Origin of the sequence: Pseudothioclava arenosa (assembly GCF_002358085.1) — a bacterium.
Taxonomy (GTDB): domain Bacteria; phylum Pseudomonadota; class Alphaproteobacteria; order Rhodobacterales; family Rhodobacteraceae; genus Pseudothioclava; species Pseudothioclava arenosa.
In genome coordinates, this window is record NZ_NTJD01000010.1 from 22,661 (window position 1) to 49,243 (window position 26,583).

The window sequence follows — 26,583 nt, forward strand, 5'->3', positions numbered from 1 at the left end:
GGGGGCTTTGGCGGATGACGAACTCGGAAAACCATACCAATGGACTGTTGTCCCTCTATGACAGTTGCACCCCGCGTGCGGACATTATCAAGGGGACTTTCAACCCAGAGCTTTTCACTGCGAGCCTGAACCAGGTGATGGATAGCTATGCAGGTCAAAGTGTTGCGGAGACCCCCTACACTGATGCCTCTGTCTTCTTCGGAGAGGCGACATACCCCACGAGCGGGATGCGCGACCTATTGTCCACCGTCCTCCTAAGGGTCGCTGGAGACACCACGGCGAGCGCGATCACCCGTCTTGAGACTGGGTTTGGTGGTGGGAAGACCCACTCCCTGATCGGGCTGGTCCACTGCGCCAAACGTGGAACGGAGATTCGCGAGCTCGTTGCCCCCCTCTTTCCAGGCCTGCCGCTGCCTGCGCCGGGCACCGTGGACGTCGTAGCGATCGCGGGGGACGTTCTCTCTGTGAATAAGCCGTCCGGTGCCGCGCTCATCCCCCATACCCTCTGGGGCGAGCTTGCAATGCAGGTGGGAGGTGAGACGCTCTACAGGGAATTAGAAGGGGACGCCACCTCGGTTGCAGCGCCCGGCAAGGACTTTTTCAAACGGGTACTCGACGGGCGTAAGGTGATCATCCTTATCGACGAGCTTGCACAGTATGTCGCGCGGTTCGAGGCAGCGCATCCGGGAAAGGGCGCAACACAAGTGGCTGCCTTCCTCATGTCCTTGTCGACCTTCGCCCGGTCCGCATCCGGCATCGCGGTCGTGATCTCCCTTGCCAGCTCATCGGACGCTTTCGCCCGCCAAAGCGAGAGCCTTGGAACCGAACTTACTCGGATCACAGGGTCCGAGGTCGCCCCGGAGGAGGCTGCGCAACGGGCCGCGCGCGCCGTCGGCGAGACCGAGAGCGTCGTTGCGCGTGATGCGCTGCCAATTAAGCCAGTCCCACAGAGCGAGCTCGCCCGGGTTCTCGCCCGCCGACTGTTCTCGCACATCGATCCCGAAGCAGCAGAAAGGGCCGCGGAGGCTTATGCCGCCCTTTACGCCAGCTCACCGGCCGACCTGCCTTCAGAGGCGAAACAGACCGACTATGCGGACCGGATCCGGGCTAGCTACCCCTTCCACCCGACTTTCCTGCGGTTCCTGAACGAAAAGCTCGCTTCGATCGAAACATTTCAGGGAACTCGCGGGGTTCTGCGGGTTATGACGCTGGCGATCAGGCTCCTCTGGCAGAAGCGACCGTACGCCCCAATGATCCATGTGGGGCATCTCGACTTCTCGGACCGGCTGATGGCGGACGAGATCGTGGGAAGCCGTCTCAAGGCGGGCGATATGCAGATCGTCCTCAACACCGACGTCGGGGGGCCTCAGTCAGATGCGCTCGCCTCGAACCGGAGCCGAGCTCAGATGCGCGACGCCGCCAACCCGCTCCCGTCTGGGGTTCCATACCACGAGATGACTTGGCGCGTCGTTCTGGTGAACAGCCTGGTTGGCCGCGCCGGTGGGGTGTCCAACAACCTGTTTGGGATCAACGAGGCAGACGCCCTCCTCTCCGTACTGATGCCGGGGCTGCCCGCAACCGCTGTGAAGACCGCCCTCGAGGCAATTCAGAAGCACGCCTATTATCTGCGAGAGGATGGGGGAAAGTTCTTTGCGAACACCGACCCGACCATCAACCGGGCCCTCAGCGACATCCGTGAGGGGGTGAAACGGGATGACGCTTTGCGGCTTATCCTCGAGGCGTCTCGGAAGGTGATCACGAACCAGAACGGGATCTTCGAGGTTCGAGAAGACGTGACCGCCCCACAAGACATGGCTGAGTCCCCCCGTCGCCCCTCGATTGGGATCGTTCGGGTCGACGCCCCGCGCATAGTGGTCGACGATTTCATTCAGACGGTGGGGAACGGACAGCCGAGGATATCTCAGAACCATGTAGCGCTTCTGATCCCCAACACTGTTCCGACAGACCGGGACAGTGATGGGATGTTCGGCGACCAGCGGGCGCAACAGAGCCTAGACAGGCTCCTTGAGCTGGCGCGAGATGTCCGGGCTATGGAGAAGCTCGCCGCAGACCCCGGCGCCTATGGACTCACTCTCCGGCAACTTGATGACGATTTCCAGGGCCGCCGAGCGCGGGCCCGGAACGACCTAAACGTTGCGGTAAGCAAGAGCTACACCCGGCTTGTATATCCGGGGTCCGACGGCATCGCGATCCGAGAGATCCGGGTTGCTGGCGGTGAAGGGGGTGCCCCGGTTGCCGAGCAGGTCAAGGAGATCTTACGCAAGGACGGAGAGGTAATCGAGACGGATCGGGCAGCCACCATGGAGATCGTTCGTGGCCTCTCCCAGCTCTTCTTCGGCCTTGGCGGGGATACACCAACCGTCAACGGGATCCGGGACGCGTTCGCGCAGCAACGGCGCTGGCCAATTCTAGAAAACCCAAGCGTCTTGAACCGCGTAATCTCCGCAGGTGTAGAGCGAGGTGTCTGGTGCTTGTTCCGCTTCACCGACGCCAAGAGCGATCGGCCTGACGAGATTTACGATGCGCAAAACCAGGTCCCGCTGAACGTCGATCTCTCTGCCGATGGGTGGTCTATCATTCAGGTGGCGAAGGCCCGAGCCCGCGGCTGGATCAAGGGGGAGAAGCCGTCCGAAGACAAGATCAGGGAATGGGCAGCAGAGGTGGCACGGCTTGCCACTGAAACCCGCGTCTCCGACATCGTAGAGAAGGTCAAAGAGAAATCTGAGGCCGTGACAGACGCGGACGTCCTGAACGTTATCCCCAAGGTGATCGCGCAGGACCGATACCTCATTCACGACGGCGAGCCGGCGCAGCAAGAAAAGCCAAACGGCTTTCGTGAAGGTGTCGAAGCGACCATCCGTCCCCCGCGCCCCGATGATGTGCTGATTGTCCGGGCTGAAGCTGCGAGGCGCGGCTGGCTCGCGAGCGCGCCCCAGACCCTTCTGATCGAAGAAGAAGGAGACGCACCGAGGGTCCTTCTGCCTTTGGTCAAGCGTCTCGGTCGTGTGGGCGCCAATGGCACTAAATCGACAGTGGATGACCTTAGAGTCCAGGCCCTCAAGGTACCCGGAGGAGCATCGATCGACCTCAAGATTTCAGGCGCAACACCAGAAAGCCTGAAAGCACTGGATGAGTTGTTCGAAACCCTTATGACCGTTGGCCGGGTCGATGCCGACACATTTGCGTCGATCGAAATTGAACATCCGGATGATGAGTGCGCCTTGGTGGCAGAGCTCAAGAAAGGCGCTGAATGACGGCTAAGAAAGGGCGTCCGCACAGACATGCGGAACTCTACAAGGCGCTGCATGAGGGGCACCTCTCCGCGGCGCCCTTCGCGTTGCGGATCACGCGTCACAGCGACGTTCCTCCGCCTGTACTCGTGATCAAGGAACGGCGGGCCCGTGACGGGGATGAGGGGGATGCGCGGACCGGACATCTTCAGGACCGCGGCCGACTGCATGGGGACAGCCTCCGCCGCCTCCTGCCGGTCGTCCGAGCGATCGCGTCTCGGGCCCGCAACGAAAATGACGTTCCGCTGGAGGTCGACGCCTTCCTTTCCGAGGAAGGAATGCGCACACAGCGGACCCTGGTTCTCGATGAGGAGGCCGGCGCGAAGCTCGGGATCATCTTCAAGCTCCAGGAGCGCATGAGCGACCTCGATCGGTCGGAACTGCTGTCACGGCGGGTCGCGACCTTTTCGCGGGAGGAGGCCGTCTACTGGTTCTCTCGGATCACGCATTATGGGCCGGTCGCCAACCGGTGGGCCGTATCCGGACTTCGAGTGATGCTGTGTGGGCAGGGAAAGGGACCGGACGCTGAGGTCGACTCCATGCTCATCAAGCTGCGCGCGCGCCAATAACGGAACAAAGGGAATAGTATGAAGGATTTGTCGAACGCCCTGCGGCTCATGGAGAGCGGCTTCCCGTGTCACCAGGTGGGCGCGGAAACGCGACGAGAGCGCGGGTCCAGCTCGGCCCTGCCACCCCTCTACTTCCTCCATGTCTGGTGGGCGCGCCGCCCCCTGATCCCGTCTCGAGCGGCTATCCAGGCGTCCCTCCTCGGGTCCGATGCCGATCCGGACGCCTTCGTCCGGGACCTCGGAATCATGAAGAAGGTCGCGATCGTCGGCGACCAGGAATGGACCCTTGTCGGGAAGCCGCTGGCGCATGTGCGCCGGACCGCTTCAGGCGAGTCCCTTCTTCTCGACGAGAAGGGAATGAAGTTCCTCGAGGCGGAGGTCGAACGGCGCGAGCGGAACCGGGAGATCATCGACCGGCTGACCTCCTATGATCCGGCCTTCTCTCGTGATCCCGTCGTGACACGCTGGGCGCAGGACTCTGTCGCGTTTCGGTTGCCGCTCCCGGCGGAAGGCACCCGGCTCCGCGTTGAAGATCGCGCGGCCGACCCGGCGCATGTGAACGACCGCGTCACCTTCGCCAAGCTCGACCGGGTGAAGCAAGCGCTCGGAGAGACCATCCGATGGGACCCGGAGGATCTTTACGCGTACGGTCGAGCCTATGCGAACTCGCCAGAGTATCGGCCGACCGGTCTGACCGTTCTGGATGCGACCGCCGGCGGGGGCAGCATCCCGTTCGAGGCCCTGCGCCTTGGACACACCGTGATCGCCAACGAACTGAACCCAGTGGCGACGGCGATCCTGCATGCGACTCTGGACTTCCCGGCCCGGTTCGGACCGGACCTGCTGAATGACATCCAGGGGTGGGGCGACCGGCTCGTTTCTGAGGTCGAGGCGGAGATGCTCGACGTCACCCCCCGCTCCCCACTGCCGCAGGCGGAGCGTCAGAAGCTGGAGCGGGTCGTGCGCGGTGATAAGGAGTTGATGCGCCTCTATGGTCAGACCGAGCATGACCAGAACGGGATCCTTTACTGCCGGATGGTCAAGTGTCCGTCCTGCGGGGGCGATGCGCCTCTCCTGAACAGCTTCTGGCTTCTCAAGGTGCAAGGGGATCAGTGGGGCGTTCGGATTGTTCCGAACAAGGACAAGACCGTCGATTTCGGTGTGTATGAGATTTCGGGTGGGAGAGGTCCGAACGGAGAAAACCCAGAAGACTCGACCGTGACTCGCGGCGTAGGCCAATGTGTGCATTGTCGTCAGGCGATCTCTGGGGACGAGATCAAGGCGCAGGCACGCGGAGAAAGTCGAAATGGGACCTGGTGGGATCGCGTTTACGCGGTTCACGCCGCTCGCCTAGAGCCCAAGATGGATGCCCGCGGGCGTCCACAGCGTTACGCCACCGGAGAGCGAGCGGGGGAGATCAAGACTGGCAAGGTGAAGTTCTTCCGCGCTCCAACCGATCAGGATGAAACTGCCCTAGCTGAAGCGAAGCGGCGGCTCGATGAGAACTGGGCCCGCTGGGAGCGTGACGACCTGATCCCGACGGAAGCTTTTCCGGAAGGAAATGACATGCGCCCCGTGAACTACGGCATGCCGAGGTGGTGTGACATGTTCGCTCCTCGCCAACTACTCGGGCACCTGACGCTGGTAGAGCGGCTCCGCGCCTTGCAGCCAGAGATACGGGCGGCCCTCGGTGAGGTGCGCGGCAATGCTGTCATCACCTACCTCCAGTTCATGGTGGACAAGTTCGTCGACTACAACAGCCGCCAGACCCGTTGGGAGTTCACCCGTGGCGTTGTTAAAGGGACATTTGGACGGCACGACTACTCATTGAAATGGACCTATGGAGAAATGCCTTACGCCGGTCCCTCTAGCGGACTTCGATGGGCTCTCTCTCAGGTTTTGGACGCCTACCAAGGGATATCAGAACTCGCTCTTTCCGTTCACCAGGCCCAAGGCAGGAACCTGCCGCTGAAGATCATCAACGGACCGGCAGGGAACATGTCCGAGGTCGCAACAGGATCCGTCGACCTGGTCTGCTTCGACCCTCCCTACTACGACAACGTCCAGTACGGGGAGCTGTCCGACTTCTACTACGTCTGGCAGAAGCGCGGGCTGCGCGACGTCTTCCCGGGCCTGTTCTCCCGGCGCCACGTGAACAAGAAGGACGAGGCGGTCGCCAACCCGGCCCGTGACGGGTCGGCAGCGAACGCCAAGGCGGCCTACGAGCGGATGATGGGCGAGATCTTTGCCGAGTGCCGCCGGGTCCTCAGTGATGACGGCGTCATGACCCTGATGTTCACCCACAAGAAGCAGGAGGCGTGGGAGACCCTGACCCGATCGCTGATCGAGTCCGGCTGGGTCATCACCGCCTGCATGCCGGTGGAATCCGAGTCCGGATACTCGACCCACCAGATGAACATGGCCTCCGCCGCGTCGACCATCTTCATCACCTGCCGCAAGCGGATCGACGAGGACGCGGAACCGGCCGCCTGGCAGGGGATCGGCGGGACTGGGGTCGCGGCGCGGATCCGCGCGGCGGTCCGGGACGGGCTGGTCGAGTTCGACCGCTTGAACCTCAGCCCGGTCGACGAGATGATCGCGAGCTTCGGGCGGGCGCTTCAGGTCCTGTCCGAGCGCTGGCCGGTGTATGACGGGGATGATGTGGTCTCGCCGGTTCAGGCGATGACCGCAGCAAGCGCCGTCGTGGCAGCGCACCAGATCACCCGGATCACGCAGGGTCGCCTCTCGGTCGATGAGCTGGACACGGAGACCGGCGTCGCACTCACCATCCTCGGCGCATTCGGCACGGCCGAGTTTGCCTTCGACGACGCGCGGAACCTCGCAAACGCCCTGAACGTCGCGATCGAAGGGAAGAGCGGGAATTATACCGTCGCTGATCGAAGGGTGGGCCTCGCTACCCAGCAGCCCGGTGCGACCTATGCCGCGCCCCTCGTTAAGTCGGGTTCGAAGGTGCGCCTTGCGGCACCGGAAGAGCGGGCCCCTGCGCGCCTTGAGAAACCCCAAACTGCGTGGGACAGGCTCCACGGCCTGATCGCCGCCTATCGGCAAGGGGAAGACGTTCTCGTCCGGGCCTATTTCGAGAAGCATTGTCTGCCGCAGGCGCAACTGCTGCGAGACCTGCTGGAGGTTTACCGGGCCGAGATCGGGGATGAGCGGCTTCAGAAGGAGGTCGACTGGGTGCGCTTTGCCCTTGAGAGCTTCGGGGACGCGCAGTGACAGAAGCAGCCGGCGCGAAAGAGACGCCGGCGTCCTTCCGGGACGTCGAGTGGCGGGACGAGTACCGGACGTCGGAGATCCGGCCCGGCGAGCCTGCGACCGATATCCTGAAGGAGTTCTATATCCCGGCCTTGGAGCGGTCGGTCCGCTATGACCGGGTCGCCGGGTACTTCCGGTCCTCCTCCCTCGCGGCCGCCTCTCAGGGGTTCACCGCCTTCGCTCGCAACGGGGCGAAGGCTCGTTTCCTGGTCGGTTGCGATCTGGACGCGGCGGACGTGAAGGCGGCGCTGAGGGGTGCTGATGAGGCGCTTGTCGCACATCTGACGGCCGCACTTGAGAATGACGGGTCCTGGAGCGCGGAGACGGTACGGGGCGTCGATCTTTTCGCCTATTTGGTCTCCAAGGGGCTCCTCGAGGTGAAGGTGGCCTTTCGGGTTCACAAGGGAACCGGCGATCCGCTTTCCGTCGAGTCCACGGCCGACGGTTACGTTCACGAAAAATGGGCCGTGTTCGTGGACGGAGAGGAAAACGTGATCCGGATCGACGGTTCCCTGAACGAGTCAAAGACGGCCCTGTCGATCAACGCCGAGAACGTCCTGCTGCATTGTTCGTGGTGGGATGAACGGAGCCGTCGCCAGACTGGGAAAGCTCTGAAAGATTTCGATCACCTCTGGCGTCATGGGAGCGAGGGGATCCGCGTCATGGCTTTGCCAGAGGCGGTCCAGGCGCGTTTGGTCCGAATGGGACGGGACGTGATCGAGCCGAAGGAGATCGACGGGACGGAGGCACCCACTCCGCCGAAGGATCCAGAAAGCCCGTTCGCCGCGCTCGCCCCGATCGATTATCTTCGGTGGCGCCTGATCAAGGACGGGCCGCGCCTGCCTGGTGGGCGGTTCGTCGGGATCGAGACCGCCCCGGTCGTTCCTTGGCCGCATCAGGCCTTCGTTGCCCGTCGTCTCGTGACCTCCTGGCCTCACAGTTTCCTGATGTGTGACGAGGTGGGGCTTGGGAAGACGATTGAGGCCGGCCTTGCGATCCGGTCCCTTACCCTGTCCGGCATCGCCTCGAGGGTGCTGATTGCCTCCCCTGCCTCCCTGACGCGACAATGGCAGCGCGAGATGAAGTCGAAGTTTCTGCTCGATTTCGCCCGGACGGCCCCGCGCGGGCGGATAAGTCATGAGCGTCTGGACGGGGACTCGACCCCGGTCGAGGTTTCCGAAGGGGGCCTTCTCGCCCCGGACCTGGTGATCGCCTCGACCGGCTTGCTGACGCACAGGACTAGGCGCAGCGAGGTCCGGGGCGCCAAGGGGTGGGATATCGCCCTCGTGGACGAAGCCCACTATGCGCGTGCGGTCCACCGGCAGAACCAACTCTACTCACTCATAGATGAAGTGATCCGCCCGAAAGCTCGCGCCCTTCTACTCGCTACCGCGACCCCAATGCAGCTCGCGATGCAGGAGGCATTCGATCTGATGCGGCTCACCGGACGGGTCGGCAGCTTCGGGCTAGATGACGACATCTCGCGACAGTATTACGAGGCGGTCCAGGAGTTTGTCCGCGGCCGGGGCCGGATCTCCGACGCGACGCTGGAGTTCCTGCGCCGCGCCATTCTCGAGATCAAGCTGCTCGATCCGGAGTACTGGACATTCATTATGAGCGCCTACCGTTCGCCAGCAGATCAGCGGACCGTGGCCCGTTGGGTGGAGGAAGCGCGCCCGTTCCCGGCCGGGGACTGGCGACTTATCGCCCGGGTTCTGCGCGCGGCCGCCCCGCTCTCGCGCGTCATGTTGCGTCACACTAGGGACCTTCTGCGGCTCTACCGGGACAGCGGAAAGCTGAACGCAAACTTGGCCGAAAGGCATGTGCGTCCACTCGACCCGATCAACTTCTCGCCGACCGAGCGGCGCGTCTACGACGCGCTCGAGGCATACTGTCGGGATCTCGACACCCGCGTTCGGGCCTCCGCCCGCCAGGAGGACCAGCGACGCGTCGCCTCCGTCGGCTTCTATCTAAGCTTCCTTCGGCTCCGTTTCGCTTCCAGCCTCCATGCGATCCGCAAGACGCTGGAGCGGCGGACAGAGAAGGTGAAAGCCACCCTTCGGGCCCACCAGCACGCCGGGTTCAATCCTACCAACGAGGAGCTGGAAGAAGCCGTATTCGAAGGGGATGATGAAGGGGACGAGGTCGCTGTCGATGCTCTGCTGGACGGGCGCACCGAATCCGACCTCCTTTGGGAGCAGGAGGCGCTTCGGGGTCTATTGGATCGCCTCGACGAGTTAGTCGGTGTGCCGTCAAAGCTCGACCGGCTCCTGTCCGAGTTGAACGCGCGGCGCCAAGGCAGCCGGTTTCGACAGACGGTGGTCTTCACCCGTTTCAAGGACACACTTGATCACTTGGTCGACGAGCTCCGCTCCCGGATGCCTAGCGCGCTGGTTGGCACCTTCTCCGGGGCGGGCGGCAGCCGTTACGACCCTGCCGCTGGGAAGATGATCAGCACCACACGCCTCGAGATCACCCAAAGCTTCGTCCGCGGGGATATCGACGTCCTGCTGTGTACGGACGCCGCGGCTGAAGGGCTGAATCTCCAGACCGCAGACCTGCTGATAAACTTTGACCTTCCTTGGAACCCGGCGAAGGTGGAGCAGCGGATCGGGCGCATCGACCGGATCGGCCAGAAGTATGATGAGATCTTCGTCGCGAACTACGCTTACGCCGGGTCGGCGGAGGAGCGGGTCTACGGGCGGCTCCTCTCCCGTCTCGCGGAGGCGGGCCTGATAGTTGGCCCACAACAAATCGCACTGCTGCCGGTCACCGAGGCAGACTTCCGAGCCCTCGAGAACCCTAGTGTCTCGGCCGACGAGCTCCGGCGGATAGAGACAGAAGCGGCCGAACGGCTACGTCGATCCAAAGCGGCGGCTGAGGCCCTCGAGATTCCGCCAAAGGAGCTGCAGGAGTTCTACCGGGCCTGGGAGCGGTCGGGCGACTTCGCCGCCCCAGTCTCGTTGGCGGACATTGATGTCGCGCTGACTTCCCTCGCAAAAGTGGCCCCGCATCTTCTCTCCGTGACCGAACATCCCGGTATCTTCGCCCTTCGTTACGAGGACGGACGGGTTTCTCATATCACCGCATCACGGGAACTTCTTGATCGGCCTCCGCCTGAGGTTCGGACTACGCTAGAGTTCGCGTCCTACGGCGCTCCCGCCTTCGATCATCTCTTGGAACAGCTCCCGGATTTGCACGCGGGGTGGATGGCGCGTGTCAGTGTTTCAGGGGCACTCGGAAACAACGGGATCGAGAGAGTCGGCTTCTGTGTTGCCACTACGACCGGTCCGGTCAGTGCGCTACGGGTCGCTGACCTTAAGGAGATTGAGATTGATCCGAATGCCACGGTTGGAGAGGCCGACTCGGCGCCGGTCGAAGCCGAACTGGCAAAGGCGCTAGCGGACGAGATCCGCGCCGTCGAGAAAGGCATTGATGACGTCAACGCGAACAGGCGCGCGTCCGCGGAGCAGCTGGTCCTATCCCACGAGATCGCTGCCGCATATCTCGAGACCGCAAGCGGCGCAAACGACGCGGATGATCTGCACCGTCGTCTTCGGGACGAACTGATACCGAACAGACCCCACGGTCTCCTTGTCCGAATGCAGCCGGCTCGCCTCGCTCATCGGACACCGATGCTTTCTGAGACCTCATTTCGAGGAATTCCCGGCGATGAGGCTAACGTCCACATTTCTCCCCCACAGCTAAAGGCGGCTGAAATCAAGATTGACGGGGTGATCCGAGAGATGCGGCGTCAGGGGGAAGAAATGTTTCGAGAAGAGGCAGCCGCTCGCCTAAGGCGCAAGGTGGCCAGACTCTGAAGCGCGATTGCTTTTATTAACCAATATCGACTGCCTGCAGCACCACCTCAGCGATGCGCGATCGCCTCGAACTCGTGCTCCGGCATACGGACGAAGCCGTCCTCCGGGCGTTGTGGCGCCATCGTGTGCCTCCCTCAGCCGATCTTCATGCCCCAGAAGGACGTCTGGTCGGCCGCGAAGTAGCCGTCCGCGGCGCGGAAGTTGCCTTGCAGTTCGACGGTGTCACCGGCGGTGAGCGACACCATCGTCTGCAGCCAGAGCGCCGTAGCCTCCGAGACGTGCACCCCGCTGATCTCGCCCCGCGACCCGCGGATTTCGGTCGTGCCGTTCAGGGCGAGCCGTCCGCTCATCCGCGCCAATGTGCTGGCGTTCACCTTGTAGAGGAGCGTCGCGCCGAAGAGGTAGGTGCCGTCCACCGGGGCCACGAAGCGGTTGTTGGCGGCATCGAAGGCGCCCTGATCGTTATAGTCTGTGTTGTTGATCGCGATCTTCGTCCAGGTCCCGACGCCCACATAGTTGTCGTAGTTGGTGTACGCCTTGAAGCGGGGCAGCCGGGGCTGGTCGACGATGCCGGTGGCGTTGTCGACGCTCAGCCCGTCGAAGAAGGTGCTGCCATCGGCCGAGACCGCGAGCCGGAAGCGGTCCGAGCCGAAGAGGCCCACAAGCGCCTTGGTCACGAAGCCGGTCTGCAGGGTGAGCCCGAGATCGTCGCCCGCAGCCTCCTTGTTCATGGTGTAGAACAGATCGCCCGTGCCGCCCTCGGCCACCGTCTTCGCGGTCCAGAGCGCGGCGTTCAGCTTGGCCGCGAACGGGTTCGACGCATCCGCCGTTGTGCCGAGCCCGAGCAGTGCCATGTTCTGCAGCGTCGATGGCGTGGTGCCGATCCAGCCCGCGCCGTCGTAGACCAGAAGCAGTCCCTCGTCCTCGACCCACGCCCGCCAGCCGGTCCGCGGCGGCAGACGCAGCCAGACGCCGTCGGTCCAGAGCACCACGTTCAGGTCCCAGCCCGCCCAGTCGCCGGTGGCGCCCGAACCGACGATGTAGCGATCGCCATCGGCTGGGCTTGCGGGCGGCACGGTCAGATCGCGGTCGAGCACGGAGAGCTGGACGAGCCCGTCGAGCAGCCGCAGCGCCTCGTTGTGGGTGACGTGCTTCTGGGCCTGCGCCGCGAGGATGAAGGGCAGCAGGAGATGGGTCGTGGCGTCGGACATGGGATGGCCTTCAGAGTATCAGCGTGACGGTCTTTGGTGCGCCCCGCCCGACGAGGGCGGAGAGCTGGTAGATGCGGATGTCGAGCGTGTCGCCGGGCCCGAGCGGCGCGCCCCAGTCGGCGGTCTGCTGGGCGGCGGTGTAGACCGCGCTGGTGGTGGCGGTGCTCAGCACCCGCTTCACAGTGGCGCCGTCGAAGATCTCGACCTCGTAGGCTTCGAGCTCCTCGGCCAGCGGCACCTCGAGCCCGCCCCAGCTGTCCGCCGCGAGGGCTCGGGACCGGCGTGTCCAGCGGATCGTCAGATCGCCGGCCGTGCGCGACTTGCGCCATGGCTGCTGGACATGGGCGACCGAGAACGGCCGCAGCCCCGCGCCCTGAGGCGTGAAGGATTGCGCGACATAGGTCTCGTCGCTGACCGGGCGGCTCGCCGGGCCGATGCGCCAGTTCCACGGGATGCCGAGATTGGCTTCGGCGATCGGCAGCGATGCGAGGCTGTCGTCGAGCACCACCACCCGCGCGCCCGCAGGAGCCGGATTGCCCATGGCGTTTTCCGTGCCGCGCTGGCCGCGCAGGAGGCGCGTCAGACGATAGCGGCCCGGCGCCAGCAACTCGGCCACACCCGCCTGCACGATCTCCCAGACGCCGGGCGCGCTCTCGATGGCCAGCGCGTTCGCCCCGCCGAACAGGGTCAGGTCGGTGACGCTCTCCAGCGTGCCGGTCAGCAGATCGACCGCGAGGACATTGCCGAGGTCGAAACGCGAAGTGGGTCCGGCGTAGAAATCCGAGACCAAGGTGCCGATCCGGGCCCGCGTCCCGAAGCTGGTGAGCAGTTCGAAGCCGTCCGTCGACGGACTACGGAATACCGCGATCTCGCCGGGCCACGGCACGGCATGCGCCGCCGCGAACGGCCGATGCGCGGGCTGGTCCTCGGTCAGCTGCGGCAGGTCCATCAGCACCGTATCCGGCGCGCCGAACACGACGGCCCGCGTCAGCGAGGCCGCGCGGGGATCGCCGGGCGGCAGGTCGTAGGTCGCGCGGTCCTGGCGGACCGCCTCGATCCCGCGCGCGTCGGCGTCGGCGATGGAGACGAGCCGCAGATCGACCAGCCGCCCGTCATGCTCCAGTTGGATCGCATCGGCCGGATCGAGTGCCAGGCGCGAGGGCGGCAGACGGAACGCCGCCGTCTCGCGACCCACCCACGCCTCCATCAGCGCGCGGCGGCAGCGCCGCTCGGCCTCTTCGGGGGGCACAGCCATCGGAAAGGACTCAGAGGCGATCCGCGTCGTGTCGACGGTGATGCGTCGGGCCTCGACGAGGGCCGCGTCGTAATCCTCGTCGGCGCGAGCGACCTGCCATTTCAGGGCCTGCGGTAGTTCCGTCTCCTGGCCCCGCGTCAGTTCCAGCACGTCGCCCTCGCGGGCGGCCACGAGATCGTCGGGCACGAGCGTGGCGACGGAGGCCCGGCCGCGCATGAAGAAGCGGATCACCCCCTCGGTCTCGACGGCATCGAAGCCGAAATGCCGCGACAGCGTGGTGATCGAGGCGCGCGGGCTTTCGAGCGCCGTGATGGCGTAGCCCTCGACCGCGCCCCAGAGGCCCGTGACGTCGATCCGGGACTCCGGGAGCCCCGCGCGCAGGCAGAGGTGCCGCACGAGCGCCGCCAGCGACACCGCGCCCAGCCGCCCGGTCAGCCAGTGGCCGAGCCGCCAGTTCGCCCCGTCCGTCCAGACATCGGTCAGCGCCGGAAAGAACGGATAGGGCCGCGCGTCCCAGGTCCAGGCGGCGCATTCCGGCACATGCACCATGCGGCCGCCGTAGACCGAGGACAGCGGGTTGTTCGCGGCCTCGCCCCACCAGAGGTACGTCGCCTCCAGATAGGCGCGCTGGATGGCGTCATCGCGCCAGCCCCGCGAGAAATGCGGCGTGAAGCTCTCGGACGACTTCGGGTCGAAGAAGACGTTCGGCTGGTTGGTGCCCCGGTCGATGGCCGGACAGCCGAGCTCGGTGAACCAGATCGGCTTGGATTGCGGCGCCCATGCCGTCGGCGTGCCGCTTTCCACCCCGCCCGGGCGGTCGTAATGCGCGTTCGACCACCAGGCACGCAGATCCTTGTAGCGGAAGACCCACGGCTTGCTGGCGGCACCATCGGTGATCGGGGTGCGGACCTGCGCGGTGCGATCCGCCGCGCTGGTGTAGAACCAGTCGAAACCTTCGCCGCCCGCGATGTTCGTCTGCAGGTAGGCCCGGTCATAGATCGCAGGCCAGCCCTCCTGCGCATCGGCATGCTCGAAGCCGTCGCGCCAGTCGGACAGCGGCATGTAGTTGTCGATCCCGACGAAATCGACGTTGCCGTCCGCCCAGAGCGGGTCGAGATGGAAAAATACGTCGCCCGAGCCATCGCCCGGCTGGTGGCCGAAATACTCCGACCAGTCGGCTGCATAGCTGATCGCCGTGCCCGCGCCGAGGATGCTCCGCACATCGGTCGCCAAGTCCTTGAACGCCTGTACCGCCGGATAGGTGCTGGCGCCCGAGCGGATCGTGGTGAGCCCGCGCATCTCGGTCCCGATCAGGAAGGCGTCGACCCCGCCAGCTGCCGCGCAAAGATGGGCGTAGTGCAGCACCATGCGACGCAGGCCCCAGTCGCCGGCCGCGCCGGTCCAGGCGACGGTCTCGCCCGAGACGGTGAAATCGGACGGGCTGGCGCTCCCAAAGAAGGCCGCGACCTGGCTTGCCGCCGTGGCGGTCTTGTCGACGCTGCCGGCATAGCCCGCCGCGGGCGAGCAGGTGATCCGGCCGCGCCAAGGGAACGCTGGCTGGCCCGTCTCGGCGGCGTTATCGCTGTACGGGGTCGGCAGCGGGTTGCCGGACGGCACGTCCATCAGGATGAACGGATAGAAGGTGACACGCAGGCCGCGCGCCTTCATCTCCTTGATCGCCTCGACGACGGCGAAATCGGCAGGTGTGCCGCCATAGACGGGGCGGTCCTGATCGTCGCGGCTGACGAGATGGGCGGCAGACCGGCTCACGCCGTTGACGGACCATGTCTGCGGGTTCGTGGTCTTTTCCGAGACCTCGACGCCCGGCCGGATGGTGCAGTCGGCCACGCGCAGGTCGTTCCCGAACCAGGCGACCACGAGGCTGACGCTTTCCACCTTCGGCGCCATGGCCTGCAAGCGGTCCAGCGCCACCACCATGTCGGCGGTGTCCGAGAGCGCGTTCAGGTTCTCCGGAATCTGCGCCCCGCTGCTGCCTTTGCGGATGCCGGTCGTCGCGTAGGTGAACTCGCCCGAGGCTGGGATCATTGTGACGGCCCGCGTCAGCCCCTCGGCGGTGTCGGGATCCGCGAGTGGGCGGAAGACCTCAAAGGAAAGCTGCGGCAGGCGATTGCCGTAGTTGCCGAGTGGCAGGTCCTCGAAGACCACATAGGCCGTGCCGCGATAGGCCGGGGTGTTCGCCGCACCCATCTTGGCGGCGATGAAAGGGTCCGCGGTCTGGCTCTCGTCGCCCGGATACCAGCGCCAGGTGACCCCGGCGGTGTCTAGCAGCTTGCCGTCCGCCCAGATGCGGCCGATGCCAGTGATCGGGCCCTCGCAGAGCGCGACCGCGAAGCTCGCGTAGTAGAGATACTCGGTGGTCTTGACCTTGCCGCCACCCCCACCGCCCTTGCCGCCGCCCTGCGTGGTGGTCTTTGTCTCCTCGCGGAAATCCGTCGCCCAGATCACGTTCCCGCCCATGCGCATCCGGCCGTAGACGCGCGGGATGACGGCACCCTCGGTCGAGGACGTAATCCGAAGGCTATCGAGCCGCGGTCCCTCGATGCGCTGCGTCGGCGCGAGCGAGGACACGATCCAGCTGTCGAACACCGAGCCAATGGTGGAACCGACGAACCCGCCGATGGTCGCGGCGCTCACGCCGAGGATGGCGCCGCCGATGCTGGCGCCAATGGCGGCGCCAGCGGCACCGAGGACGAGCGTTGCCATGGCGTAGCCCCCGGTCCAGCCTTGCGCGGGGTCGTCGAAACCGCCGGGGCGGATGGTCAGGCGCACCTTCCAGTGGTGCAAGGGCCAGCCGGAGGCGCATTCGGACAAGACCGGGAAGCCGGATATCCGCGGGGCTTACGGGCTGCACGGGCGCGAGATGATCGCCTGGCTCACCCACCTCCAGCACACGCGGTCGAAGAACGTTATCTTCGTCGGGATCCTCGACGAGAAGCTCGACGACTTCAATCGCAAGGTCTTCGTCCCGCAGATCGACGGATCGAAGACCGGGCTCGAGCTGCCCGGCATCGTCGACGAGGTGCTGACGCTCACGTCACTGCCCGACGACAGCGGCGTCCCGCAGCGGGTCTTCGTCTGCCACACGCAGAACAGCTGGGGCTACCCGGCCAAGGACCGCTCCGGTCGTCTCGACCCGCTCGAGCCGCCGCATCTCGGCCAGCTCATCGAGAAGATCCGCCAGCCGCTGCCGATCGATGCGCGCCCGCTCGTGACGGACGCGCCGCGCATCCCGGCGCCCGCCGCGACCCCTCAATCCGATCCCACCAACTGAAAGGACCCCACGCCATGACCGGTCTCTGGAACGATTTCAACGACGCGCAGAGCAACACGAACCTCATCCCCAAGGGGACGCTCGCCAACCGGAACCAGCGCGCCGGGCGCACCCGGAGCACCGAGCCGGCGCTGCTGCGCGGTCTGATATTCACCGAGACAGGCGCTGCGATGACCCCGCACCACACGAAGAAGGGCAACAGGCGCTACTGCTACTACGTCTCGATGGACGTGATCCAAAAGCGCCCGACGGCCGAGCTGCGCGGGCCTCAACGGCTCCCGGCGGCCATGGTGGAGGAAGCGGTCATCGGAGAAATCCGACGGCTGCTGCGCACGCCGGAGGTCATTGCGCGCACCGCGAGGGCCCTGAAGAAGGAGCGGCCCGACCTCGACGAGGGCACCGTGACGGCGGCGCTCACGCAGTTCGACGATCTCTGGAAGGCACTGATCCCGGCCGAGCAGGCCCGCGTCGTCCAGCTGCTCGTGGCGCGCGTGACGGTGGGCGAGGACGGGCTCGACATCGACCTGCGCCACGACGGCCTCGGCGCGCTGGCCAGCCTGATGACGCCCGCGCGGGAGGACGCCGCCTGATGCCCGCGAACGAGACGATCCGTGTCCACATCCCGCTCACGGTCCGCAAACGCGGCGGCCGGCCTCGGATCCTGCCGCCGCGGGACAGCGAGACTTCGGACCCGCCGCCGGGACAGGATCCCCGCGTGCTCCGCGCCATCGGCCGGGCATGGTCATGGCGGCAGCGGATGGAGCGCGGCGAGGTGACCACCATCGCCGATCTCGCCGCGGAGGAAGGCCTCTCCGACCGCTACGTCAGCCGCCTCCTGCGCCTCGCTTGGCTGGCACCGGACGTCCTCGAGCGACTGGTCGTGCACCGCGAACCCTGCGCGATCAGCCTCTACGACCTGTGCTTCGTCGCCTCGCTGCCTTGGGACGAGCAATCGGCGCGGGTGTTTGACTGACGGTCAGTGAATAGCCAGCACTCGAAACTTCTCCACAAGCTGGCGCTTGTGCGCGTGAAACCATCGCGCGTCGGCTCGCCAATGGGAAACGGCCGTGTTGAAGTTTTTTCGACCTTCACGCAGATCGGCCACGTTCTGCAGGTGCGAGTAGATACGATTGAACCGCGTGATGCTAAGTGGCGCACCCCAATCGCTCCTGTACTCAGCTGGCAGGAACGGGAGGCTTGCATCAAGATCGGCGACTACCGCGTATTCCAAGATTGCATGTCGCTCCGCCTCGGTTCTGCCCTTCGTTTTGCCGACACGATAACCGAAGCACACGAGCGGCGACATTTCCTGCCCGAAGAACCCCTCACCCCCCCGGGCACGAAACTCTCGCTCAAATTCGAGACGCGCTCTCAGAATGAAATCAGGTGCGGCACTACGGATCTTCTTCAGTAACTCTTCACGCTCGCCCTTGAGCCGTTCAAGCTCGGCAGCGCGTCGCGCGGCCTCTTCGGCAGCGCGCTTTTTCCGTTCCGCTCGCGCTTCCCGTGCCTTGGGCCCCAGGAAGACGAACCAGAGAATGAGAGCCACGAGAAGCAGTAGGAGGATAAATGCATTGTCGTCGTTCATGAAATTCTTCCCGCAAATGGAACAGCCCTGAAACGGTTATCCGCTATGTCGGCCCGGTGGGTCGGAAGTACATCATTTCCGAGACGCGGCTTTTCCAACACGCGCCACGGCTGGCCTCGACAGGACATCACGCGATCAAGTTTGTCGTCCATTCGATCTTGGTAAACGACCATGCCACGCAATGAGCACGGGGGCGTTCCCGCCACGCAATTGCTATAGGACGTCTTCTACCAATCGAGCCCGTGCTTGATCTCGCGCGGACCCTTTGCGCCCGGCCCCAAGCGGACCGGCTCGGGTGTCGCCACATCATGTGAGCCGGGAAAGGACGTCTCGGTTTTTTCGCTATGCAGCGTACCCACGGATTTCACTCCGGCAAGTCGGTCAGATCCATGCAAAGGCTCCGCGCCACGGCCATAGTGCTGGAACCACGGTAGACCCGCGCGGGCGTAGTCCTCCGCCGAGGGCGGTTCGGTCGGCACCGGCTCTCCGGTCAACGCGCGCCAACGGCTCGCATGCCAGAGCGTGACGAAGACCCGCTGTGTCGCGCGCTGGTCCCAGTCCTCGAGCGTATAGGGGTCACTCTCAATGGATTGCCGCATCCGCCCACCTGCGCCGAGACCCATCTCGGCGCTGGCGCACGACGACATGGAAAAAGCAACCTCCTCCATAAGGCCAACTGAGTGTGACGTCTTTAACCGCTCCCATGCTTCCCGCCGCATCGGCGTAACGGAGATCTGAAGTCCGCCCCATTCCGCATCCTCCGTCAGCTGCTCCTCAACAGAGTAGCCTTCGCCCAGCGGCATGGCGACGAATTGCCGGATCACGCCAGGTTCGATCGCGAACCCATCGAGCCACGGTTGCTCGGGCCAGACCACGTAATCCTGCGGATTGCGGTTCAGGGGCGCGGTCCAAGTTTCTCCGGTCACGGCATTGATCTTTCCCGCCGCAACCTTGACCGCGACAGGAAGGTCGCCCCCCCATCCGCCGCCGAAATTCAACCAAAGAGCCTCGGCCTGCCACAGGGGCAGGATTACCCCGCCGCGGCGTCGCGTGTGGGCGGGCAAGGCGGCATAGTCCTCGACATGGCGCAGTGGGAACCGTCCGAAGCCCGGCGGCAATGGATAGTCGCGTTCACTGTCGGGGATGCGCAGCGTCCGCTGGAAGTCGATGGAAAATCGCGCCTCCGGGTCGATCTCGAGAAAGCGGAAGACAAGGGCGTTGTTCTCGAGTGTGGGCATGGATGCTCTCCTATTCTAGTTACCAGTCACCGTCCGCAACATCGCGTACAAGGCGCAGTACGGCATGATCGGGCACGTCCTTCAGACTGCGGATCAGCTCCGCAAACAGCTTTGGCCTTGCGAGGATAGCGGCCCGCAGGTCGGTCGAGATCTTTCCGCCAAGCGCCAGCATCACGTCTGTGTCCTCACCCAGTTCAGCCGCCAGCAGGCGCAACACCTCTTCACTCGGCGGCGCGACCTCGTCACGTTCGAGGCGCGACAGGTAGGGCGGCGTTACCCCGCAGCGCTGCGCCAACTGCCGGAGCGAAAAGGCCGGATCGGTCCGCGCCTTCGCCTCGCGCAAGCTGCGCAGATGGGAGCCGAAACTTTGACCTCCTTGTTTCATGTTGCGTATATATGCAACGCATCATCTGCGTGCAAGTCTGGAGGCTTCGGACCGAAAGGCCGTCGTCGTTACGCGCCACCCGACCAACACCCCCAAGGGCTACGCCTCCTGCTTGTTCGGTCTCTGTTCCGATCAATAGCGCAGGGAACAGGGTGCGCAGTTTTGGCGGGGCTGCGATTCAGACCATTGGAAACGCGAGAAAAATTTCGACCGAACCGAAATCGGTGCGGTTCGCCCGACCAGAGACGAGAGGCCATTCAGAGACGGAAATCACAGTGCCCCCGCGTCTCAGCGGTTCGCATCCACCCGGCAAACCCTTTTGAAAACAGGAGGAATTATGCCTCCAAAGGGCGACATGAACGTGTTCGATAGGGTGATGGTGGCGGACGGGAAGGGATTCGAACCCTCGAGACGGTTCCCCGCCTACACACTTTCCAGGCGTGCGCCTTCGACCACTCGGCCACCCGTCCGGCGCCGGGTTTATGCGAAACCGGGGGGAGGATGCAAGGGCGAGATGCGGGAAAAGCCGTGGGCGCGAAACTTCTCGGGATCGGAGGGGGTTGCGTGCTTGCCTCGCCCCCGGTGCGCCTCTAGCATCAATTGGCCCGCGGCATGTGCGGGCGTGGGAAAACGGATGCAGATGAAGGACCATGACAACCAGGATCAGACCGAGCCGCTCTTGGGTGGACGGGCACGAGAGCCGCGTCAGCTGACCAATGTGCTGCTCGGGATCATCGCCTTCGCGCTGGTGCTGTTCTTGCTGGTTCAGGCGCGGTTCATCCTGATTTCACTGGCGATCGCGATCATCCTGTTCTCGCTGACATCAGAAGCGATCAACGCGATCCGGCGGCTGCATCTGGGCCCGGCTCGAATTCCGAACTGGCTGGCGTCGCTGGTGGCGGTGGGGCTGATTGCCTCGGGTCTGTTCACGCTGTCGGCGATACTAATCGCGCAGGCCAACGAGGTGGTAACGATGCTTGTCACCTATGCCGAGCCCGCGCAGCGTGCGATTGCCGAGCTGTTTCGCTGGATGGGCGCCGATGTCGAGGCGGCGGTGCTGGAATCGATGCAGAAATTCGAGATCGGCGGCTATCTGAGCACGCTGGCCGGGCAGGCCTCGAACCTGTTGTCGGCCACCGTGCTGATCACGCTGTTCGTGGGTTTCCTGTTTGCCGAGCGGATCTGGTTTCACGCGAAACTCGTCAGCCTGATGGGCAACGAGCACTCGGCGCGGCGGGTGGCGAAGACGGGCGCCTCGATCATGCACCGGGTGAACCGCTATCTGCTGGTGAAGGCGATGGTCTCGGTGATCACCGGGGCGGCGGTTTACGGCATCTTCAAGGTGGCGGGGTTCGGGCTGGCGATGCCGGTCGCGATCCTGACCTTCGCGCTGAATTTCATCCCCTCGATCGGCTCGATCATCGCCACGGTGATCGCGGCGCTGGCGGTCTATGTCGTGACGCAGGATGTCTCGAACGCGCTGGTGACCTTTGTGGTGACCGGGCTTTTGCAATTCGTCATCGGCAATGTGATCGACCCGATGCTGATGGGGCGCGCGCTGCGGCTCTCGAGCTTTGGCATCATCATCTCGCTCGCGTTCTGGGGCGCTGTCTGGGGGCTGCCGGGGATGTTCCTGGCAGTACCGATCATGGTCGCGCTGATGATCGTGAGCGCGCAATCGGCGACGCTGCGGCCGCTCGCGGTGATGCTGTCGCGCGAAGGTCTGCCCGATCAGCACGACTGAGGCCGGGCGAAGGGGCGTTGCCCCTCTTGGCTCGCGCCAATTCACCCCAGAGTATTTTCGGCTCGATGAAAGGGATCAGCCGTTCGAGGCGGCGAGGAGCGCGCGCAATTGCGCCTCGTCGGCTTCCTTGCCCCAGCCGAGGATCGAGCGGAAGGCATGGCCCTTTTCCTCACCGGACACGATGTAATGCCCCGACATTTTGGAGCGCCGCTCTCCGATGTCGATTGCGACGTCGAAGCCGTTCGCGCAGGTCATCGTGCTGAGGCCTTCCTTGGTATAGGCCCCCTCGCAGGTGCCCCAGTTCGGCCCGGTCAGCGTATAGCGCGCGGTGCCATTGGCATGCCCCAGAAGCGGCCCTTTCAGCACCTCTTCCTCCAGCCCGTCGACCTGCACGATCATCACGGCGGGGAACTCGATCTCGAACATGCTCTGGCCCTTGCCGCCCCATTTGCCGTCATTGGCTTCGGCGGCGATGATGACGGGCACCTCGCAACCCGCGAGCAAGAGGCAAAGAGCGGCGGCGGAAATGGATTTTTTGAACATCGGAACTCCTTTGCGCAGAGACTGCGCGGCGGAGGCGGTCCGGTCAAGGAAAAGGCGGGCGCCTAGTCCAGATGCAGGTAGACCCGGCGGTTCTGGCGGCCTTTCTTTTCGATCTTGCCGAGGCGGAGCGCGCCGATCTCGCCGGTCGAGGCGACATGGGTGCCGCCGCAGGGCTGCAGATCGACCTGGGTTGCGCCCTGCCCGATCCGGATCAGGCGCACGCGGCCCTGCCCCTTGGGCGGCGCCACCGACATGGTTTTGACCAGCCCCGGATTGGCGTCGAGCTCGGCATCGGAAATCCAGTCCTCGGTCACCGGCAGATCGGCGGCGACCAGTTCCTCGAGCTGCGCCTGCAGGGCGGCGATGTCTTCGGGCGGGGTCTCCATGTCGAAATCGAGCCGCCCCTTCTCGGCGCCGATCTGGCCGCCGGTGACCGGCAGCGGGATCACCACCGACAGAAGATGGAGCGCGGTGTGGACGCGCATGTGACGGTGGCGGCGTTCCCAGTCGAGATGCTGGGTCACGGGTGTGCCGGGCGGCGGCAGAGGTGTCGGCTCGGCCGGCACGAGGATCACCGTGCCCGGCGCGCCCTCGGGGGCCTTGATCGCGGTGGCGATCTCGATCGCGCCCCCGTCCCAGACCAGGCGGCCCGCATCGCCGGGCTGGCCGCCACCGGTCGGATAAAAGATCGTGTCCGCACAGATGATGCCGCCCTCGGGCGTGATCGCCCGCACCACCGTGTCGAAGTCGCGCGCATAGGGGGCGGCGCGATAGTGCGGCTCGGTCATTAATCGTCGCCCTCTTCGCTGCCGTCATTATCCGAGAGCCGCACCGGGGCGGCAGGCTCGACGGCCTCGGACATCGGCGCCTCGGTGGCGGCCTCAGGTTCGTCGGCGTCAACCGGCTTGGCAGGGGCGGGCTTGTGGCCCGGCACCAGCGCCTCGGGGTTGCGGATCCAGATGTCGCGCTGCGCGAAGGGAATCTCGATGCCCTCGGCGGCGAAGCGCTCGGCGATCTGGTGGTTGATCTCGGTCTGAACAGGAACCCGGAAATTCACATCCGACAGGATCACCCGCATCTCGAAATCGAGGCTGTCGGCGCCAAACCCCACGAACAGCACCTGCGGCGCGGGGTTCATCATCACGGTGGGCTGGTTCTCGGCGATCTCGCGCAGGATCTCGGCGACGCGGCGGGTGTCGGAGCCATAGGCCACCCCCACCGGCAGCACCAGCCGCCCCATCACATTGCCGCGCGTCAGGTTCGTCACCTGCCCCGCGATCAGGTCGCCGTTAGGCACGATCAGGTCATAGCGGTCGAGGGTCTCGATCCGGGTCGAGCGCACCGAGATCGCGCGCACCGTGCCCATCTGGCCGTTGACCTCGATCAGGTCGCCTTCGGAAATCGGGCGCTCGATCAGCAGGATGATCCCCGAAACGAAGTTCTGCACGATGGTCTGCAGGCCGAAACCGATACCCACTGACAGCGCACCGGCGACGATCGCGAGCGAGCTGAGGTCGATCCCGGCGGTGGAAATCGCGATCAGCGCCGAGAGGAAGATGCCGATATAACCGACCCCCGACAGGATCGCGTTCTGGCCGCCCTTGTCGATCCGCGTCTTGGGCAGCACGCTCGAACGCAGGCCGCCTTGCACCAGCCGCGTCAGCATGAAGCCGAGCACGAAAACAACCGCGAAGGTCATGAAGATGCCGGGCGAGATCTGAACCCCGCCGATCGCGAAGCCGGACTGGAAATGGGTCCAGAGTTCGCGGAGGTCTTCGACGCGTGCGCCCCAGATCAGCGCCAGCACCGGCAGCGCCCCAAGGCTGAGCAGCATCAGCGCCACCACCGGCACCAGCGCGTCGGGCTCAGCCGCATCGCGGCGCAGCACCAGCGCGTAAAGCTCGATGATCAGACGGTGGAGAACGGAAATCAGCGCGAAGACGCCAAGCGTCAGGATCGCCGGCCACATCATCGCATTCGCCGCCGAGACATAGCCGATCACCCCGAGCGTCGGCGAGACGACCGCGATCACGATCGCGGCGGTGCCGATCAGGTGCAAAAGCTTGTCGCGGAAGGCCGCTTCTTCGTCACCCTCACGGTTCGCGGCGTGATAATGGCGCAGCAATTGGCCAACCCGGAACAGGAGCATCCCGGCGAAGATCAGCAACGGCGCGGCCAGCACCGACAGCGCGGTATCGGCGCGCAGGGCCACCTCTTGCGCCTTTTCGGCGGCAATCGTGCCCGAGCCGCCGAGGTAATCCTGCGCACGCGGCGCGATCCAGACCGTCAGCAACTGCTGCAAGCCCATCGCAAGCCCCAGCATCAGCACGTGGAACCGGGCCTCGGCGCGGCGCTCGTCCGACAGGGTCATCGCGCTGCGATCTTCGGCCTGCGGCGCGAAAATCTTGCGCCCCAGCCAATTGGCGAACAGAACCGTCAGCAAAACGACCGGCGCATATCTGAAAAGCTGCATCAGGATCGGGCCGAACAGCGCCGTTTTAGCGGCCGCCTCGGCCAGCATCACCGCGCCCAGAACCGGCAAGATCACCTGCCCCAGAGACACCAGCGCCGAGGCCAGTTCGCGCCCGCGCATCTGCGTCTTGGTCAGCAGCCAGCGCGAGATCCGGCCCATCCAGTAGCTGCCACGCGCCAGCAACAGCCCCGCCATCAGCACCAGCGTGACGATCAGCGGCGCGTTGTTGCGCAGCGTTTCCCAGTTGAACGGGCGGCTGAAACGCCAGACCGTTTCGTCGTAAATCCACGCGCCCATCCAGCGGAACATCGACACGGCGGCGGGCCAGTTGACCGGGTTCGCCGCCGAGGGCGAGAGTCGCAACAGCTTGTCGGCCTGACGGTCGCGCACCTCGCGGTCGATGTTGCGAATGACGCCATCGGCATGGCTCGCGGCTTCGGTTGCCGCGATGCCGGGCGCCTGCAGCTTGGCCAGCGTGTCATTCAGCTCGGCGCGGCGCTTCGCGATCGCCTCATCCTCGGTCGCGCCTTCGGCGGGTGCCGGACCAAGCGCGGTGATCTGGTTCTTCACCGTCTCGATCTGATCGGCGTTGAGGCTTTGCGCCTCTTCGAACTGGTTGCGCCATTTCACCACCTGCGAGCGCAGCTGCGAGAGCGCCTCGTCGGTAATCAGCGTGCTTTCTTCCTGCGCCTGTTCGAGCACCACCGTGCTGTGCTCGGCCAGCTTCTCCCAGGCCGCATAGTCGGGCGCCGTCGCCTGGGCAAAGGCGATGACCGGCAGGGCCAGGGCCAGGACGAGTGCGAGGAAGACGCGCCGCATCATGCCTCGAACACCTCCGGCAGCTTGCGCCCCGCGCCGTCCAGCCAGCCCGGCACCGGCAGCCCCTTGAAGCGCAGGAACTCGGGATTGAACAGTTTGGACTGATAGCGCGTGCCGTAATCGCAGAGCACCGTGACGATGGTGTGGTCCGGGCCCATCTCGCGCGCCATGCGGATCGCGCCCGCCACGTTCACGCCCGACGAACCGCCAAGGCACAGACCTTCCTCGGCCAGCAGGTCGAAGACCACCGGCAGCGCCTCGCTGTCGGGGATGCGATAGGCCATGTCGGGGGTAAAGCCTTCAAGGTTGGCGGTGATCCGCCCCTGCCCGATGCCCTCGGTGATCGAGGAGCCCTCGGATTTCAGCTCGCCGCTGGTGTAATAGCTGTAAAGCGCCGCGCCCTCGGGGTCGGCCAGCGCGATCTTGACGCCCTTGGGCTGCAGCCCCATGCCGACGCCCGCGAGCGTCCCGCCAGAGCCCACCGCACAGACAAACCCGTCGACCTTGCCGCCGGTCTGCTCCCAGATCTCGGGGGCGGTGGTCTCGATATGGGCCTGACGGTTGGCCACGTTGTCGAACTGGTTCGCCCAGATCGCGCCATTGGGTTCGCTGCGCGCAAGCTCGGCCGCCAGACGGCCCGAATAGCGCACATAATTGTTGGGGTTCTTGTAGGGTGCGGCCGGAACCTCGACCAGCTCGGCCCCGGCAAGGCGCAGCATGTCCTTCTTTTCCTGGCTCTGCGTCTCGGGGATGACGATCACGGTGCGGAAGCCCATCGAGGCCCCCACCAGCGCCAGCCCGATACCGGTATTGCCCGCCGTGCCCTCGACGATCGTGCCGCCCGGCTTCAGATCGCCACGCGCGATCGCATCGCGGATGATGAACAGCGCCGCGCGGTCCTTCACGGACTGGCCCGGGTTCAGAAACTCCGCTTTGCCGAGGATCGTGCAGCCGGTCTCTTCCGAAGCCTTGCGCAGTTTGATCAGCGGCGTGTTCCCGACGGCCTGCGCCAGATCCTGACAGATGCGCATCATGTCCCTCCTGAAGGCGGTGATTTT

General features: G+C 65.0%; 17 protein-coding genes and 1 tRNA gene. 8 read left to right on the plus strand and 10 right to left on the minus strand.

Features of this window, described 5'->3' with window-relative positions:
* Positions 1-14: 14 nt before the first annotated feature.
* From CLN94_RS12435 to CLN94_RS12450, 4 genes are read left to right on the plus strand one after another with little or no spacing between them, the layout of a single operon-like run.
* The gene (locus CLN94_RS12435; protein ID WP_096434278.1) at positions 15-3,275 is read left to right on the plus strand and encodes an ATP-binding protein; all 3,261 of its coding nucleotides are present in this window, start codon (positions 15-17) and stop codon (positions 3,273-3,275) included.
* On the plus strand, positions 3,272-3,880 hold the full coding sequence (locus CLN94_RS12440; RefSeq protein WP_096434279.1) for a DUF7680 family protein: 609 nt from the start codon (positions 3,272-3,274) through the stop codon (positions 3,878-3,880). Before CLN94_RS12435 ends, CLN94_RS12440 begins: the two co-directional genes overlap by 4 nt.
* Before the next feature lie 18 nt (positions 3,881-3,898).
* The gene (locus CLN94_RS12445) at positions 3,899-7,117 is read left to right on the plus strand and encodes a DUF1156 domain-containing protein (RefSeq protein WP_096434280.1); all 3,219 of its coding nucleotides are present in this window, start codon (positions 3,899-3,901) and stop codon (positions 7,115-7,117) included.
* The gene (locus tag CLN94_RS12450) at positions 7,114-10,977 is read left to right on the plus strand and encodes a DEAD/DEAH box helicase (protein WP_096434281.1); all 3,864 of its coding nucleotides are present in this window, start codon (positions 7,114-7,116) and stop codon (positions 10,975-10,977) included. The genes CLN94_RS12445 and CLN94_RS12450 overlap by 4 nt, the downstream gene beginning before the upstream one ends.
* A 134-nt stretch (positions 10,978-11,111) precedes the next feature.
* Here CLN94_RS12450 and CLN94_RS12455 read toward each other — a convergent pair whose 3' ends face one another.
* Both CLN94_RS12455 and CLN94_RS12460 read right to left on the minus strand, forming a co-directional pair.
* Positions 11,112-12,188 (minus strand): DUF2793 domain-containing protein, encoded by a 1,077-nt coding sequence (locus CLN94_RS12455; protein ID WP_096434282.1) that lies wholly within the window; start codon positions 12,186-12,188, stop codon positions 11,112-11,114.
* 10 nt (positions 12,189-12,198) lie between these two features.
* Positions 12,199-16,167 (minus strand): baseplate multidomain protein megatron, encoded by a 3,969-nt coding sequence (locus tag CLN94_RS12460; protein ID WP_096434283.1) that lies wholly within the window; start codon positions 16,165-16,167, stop codon positions 12,199-12,201.
* A 52-nt stretch (positions 16,168-16,219) separates the two neighbouring features.
* Between CLN94_RS12460 and CLN94_RS12465 the strand changes: the two genes are divergently transcribed.
* The 3 genes from CLN94_RS12465 to CLN94_RS12475 are packed head-to-tail and all read left to right on the plus strand — an operon-like array spanning position 16,220 to position 17,708.
* Positions 16,220-16,735 (plus strand): ATP-binding protein, encoded by a 516-nt coding sequence (locus CLN94_RS12465; protein WP_245845237.1) that lies wholly within the window; start codon positions 16,220-16,222, stop codon positions 16,733-16,735.
* A gap of 14 nt (positions 16,736-16,749) precedes the next feature.
* Positions 16,750-17,325, plus strand: coding sequence for a recombinase zinc ribbon domain-containing protein (locus tag CLN94_RS12470; RefSeq protein ID WP_245845238.1), 576 nt, complete (start codon positions 16,750-16,752; stop codon positions 17,323-17,325).
* Positions 17,325-17,708, plus strand: a complete 384-nt coding sequence (locus CLN94_RS12475; protein WP_096434284.1) for a hypothetical protein — start codon at positions 17,325-17,327, stop codon at positions 17,706-17,708. The genes CLN94_RS12470 and CLN94_RS12475 overlap by 1 nt, the downstream gene beginning before the upstream one ends.
* 3 nt (positions 17,709-17,711) lie before the next feature.
* Here the strand turns inward: CLN94_RS12475 and CLN94_RS12480 are convergent, their stop codons facing one another.
* The 4 genes from CLN94_RS12480 to CLN94_RS12495 all read right to left on the minus strand — a co-directional run bounded on the left by CLN94_RS12480 (position 17,712) and on the right by CLN94_RS12495 (position 20,416).
* A complete protein-coding gene (locus CLN94_RS12480) occupies positions 17,712-18,323 on the minus strand; it encodes a hypothetical protein (RefSeq protein WP_096434285.1) in 612 nt (203 codons plus the stop codon).
* A gap of 227 nt (positions 18,324-18,550) precedes the next feature.
* Positions 18,551-19,561 (minus strand): hypothetical protein, encoded by a 1,011-nt coding sequence (locus tag CLN94_RS12485; protein WP_096434286.1) that lies wholly within the window; start codon positions 19,559-19,561, stop codon positions 18,551-18,553.
* Between the two features lie 19 nt (positions 19,562-19,580).
* Positions 19,581-19,946 (minus strand): helix-turn-helix domain-containing protein, encoded by a 366-nt coding sequence (locus CLN94_RS12490; RefSeq protein WP_096434287.1) that lies wholly within the window; start codon positions 19,944-19,946, stop codon positions 19,581-19,583.
* Between the two features lie 380 nt (positions 19,947-20,326).
* Positions 20,327-20,416, minus strand: a tRNA-Ser gene (locus CLN94_RS12495).
* 170 nt (positions 20,417-20,586) lie between these two features.
* Between CLN94_RS12495 and CLN94_RS12500 the strand changes: the two genes are divergently transcribed.
* Positions 20,587-21,690 carry an AI-2E family transporter gene (locus CLN94_RS12500; RefSeq protein ID WP_179300312.1) on the plus strand — a complete coding sequence of 368 codons (1,104 nt, stop codon included), beginning with the start codon at positions 20,587-20,589 and terminating at the stop codon, positions 21,688-21,690.
* A gap of 75 nt (positions 21,691-21,765) precedes the next feature.
* Here the strand turns inward: CLN94_RS12500 and CLN94_RS12505 are convergent, their stop codons facing one another.
* From CLN94_RS12505 to CLN94_RS12520, 4 genes are all read right to left on the minus strand, one after another.
* A complete protein-coding gene (locus tag CLN94_RS12505; RefSeq protein ID WP_096434288.1) occupies positions 21,766-22,233 on the minus strand; it encodes a hypothetical protein in 468 nt (155 codons plus the stop codon).
* 62 nt (positions 22,234-22,295) lie between these two features.
* The gene (locus tag CLN94_RS12510; protein WP_096434289.1) at positions 22,296-23,021 is read right to left on the minus strand and encodes an alanyl-tRNA editing protein; all 726 of its coding nucleotides are present in this window, start codon (positions 23,019-23,021) and stop codon (positions 22,296-22,298) included.
* Positions 23,021-25,528 (minus strand): DUF3772 domain-containing protein, encoded by a 2,508-nt coding sequence (locus CLN94_RS12515; protein ID WP_096434290.1) that lies wholly within the window; start codon positions 25,526-25,528, stop codon positions 23,021-23,023. The genes CLN94_RS12510 and CLN94_RS12515 overlap by 1 nt, the downstream gene beginning before the upstream one ends.
* A complete protein-coding gene (locus tag CLN94_RS12520; RefSeq protein WP_096434340.1) occupies positions 25,525-26,556 on the minus strand; it encodes a cysteine synthase A in 1,032 nt (343 codons plus the stop codon). The genes CLN94_RS12515 and CLN94_RS12520 overlap by 4 nt, the downstream gene beginning before the upstream one ends.
* Positions 26,557-26,583 lie beyond the last annotated feature (27 nt).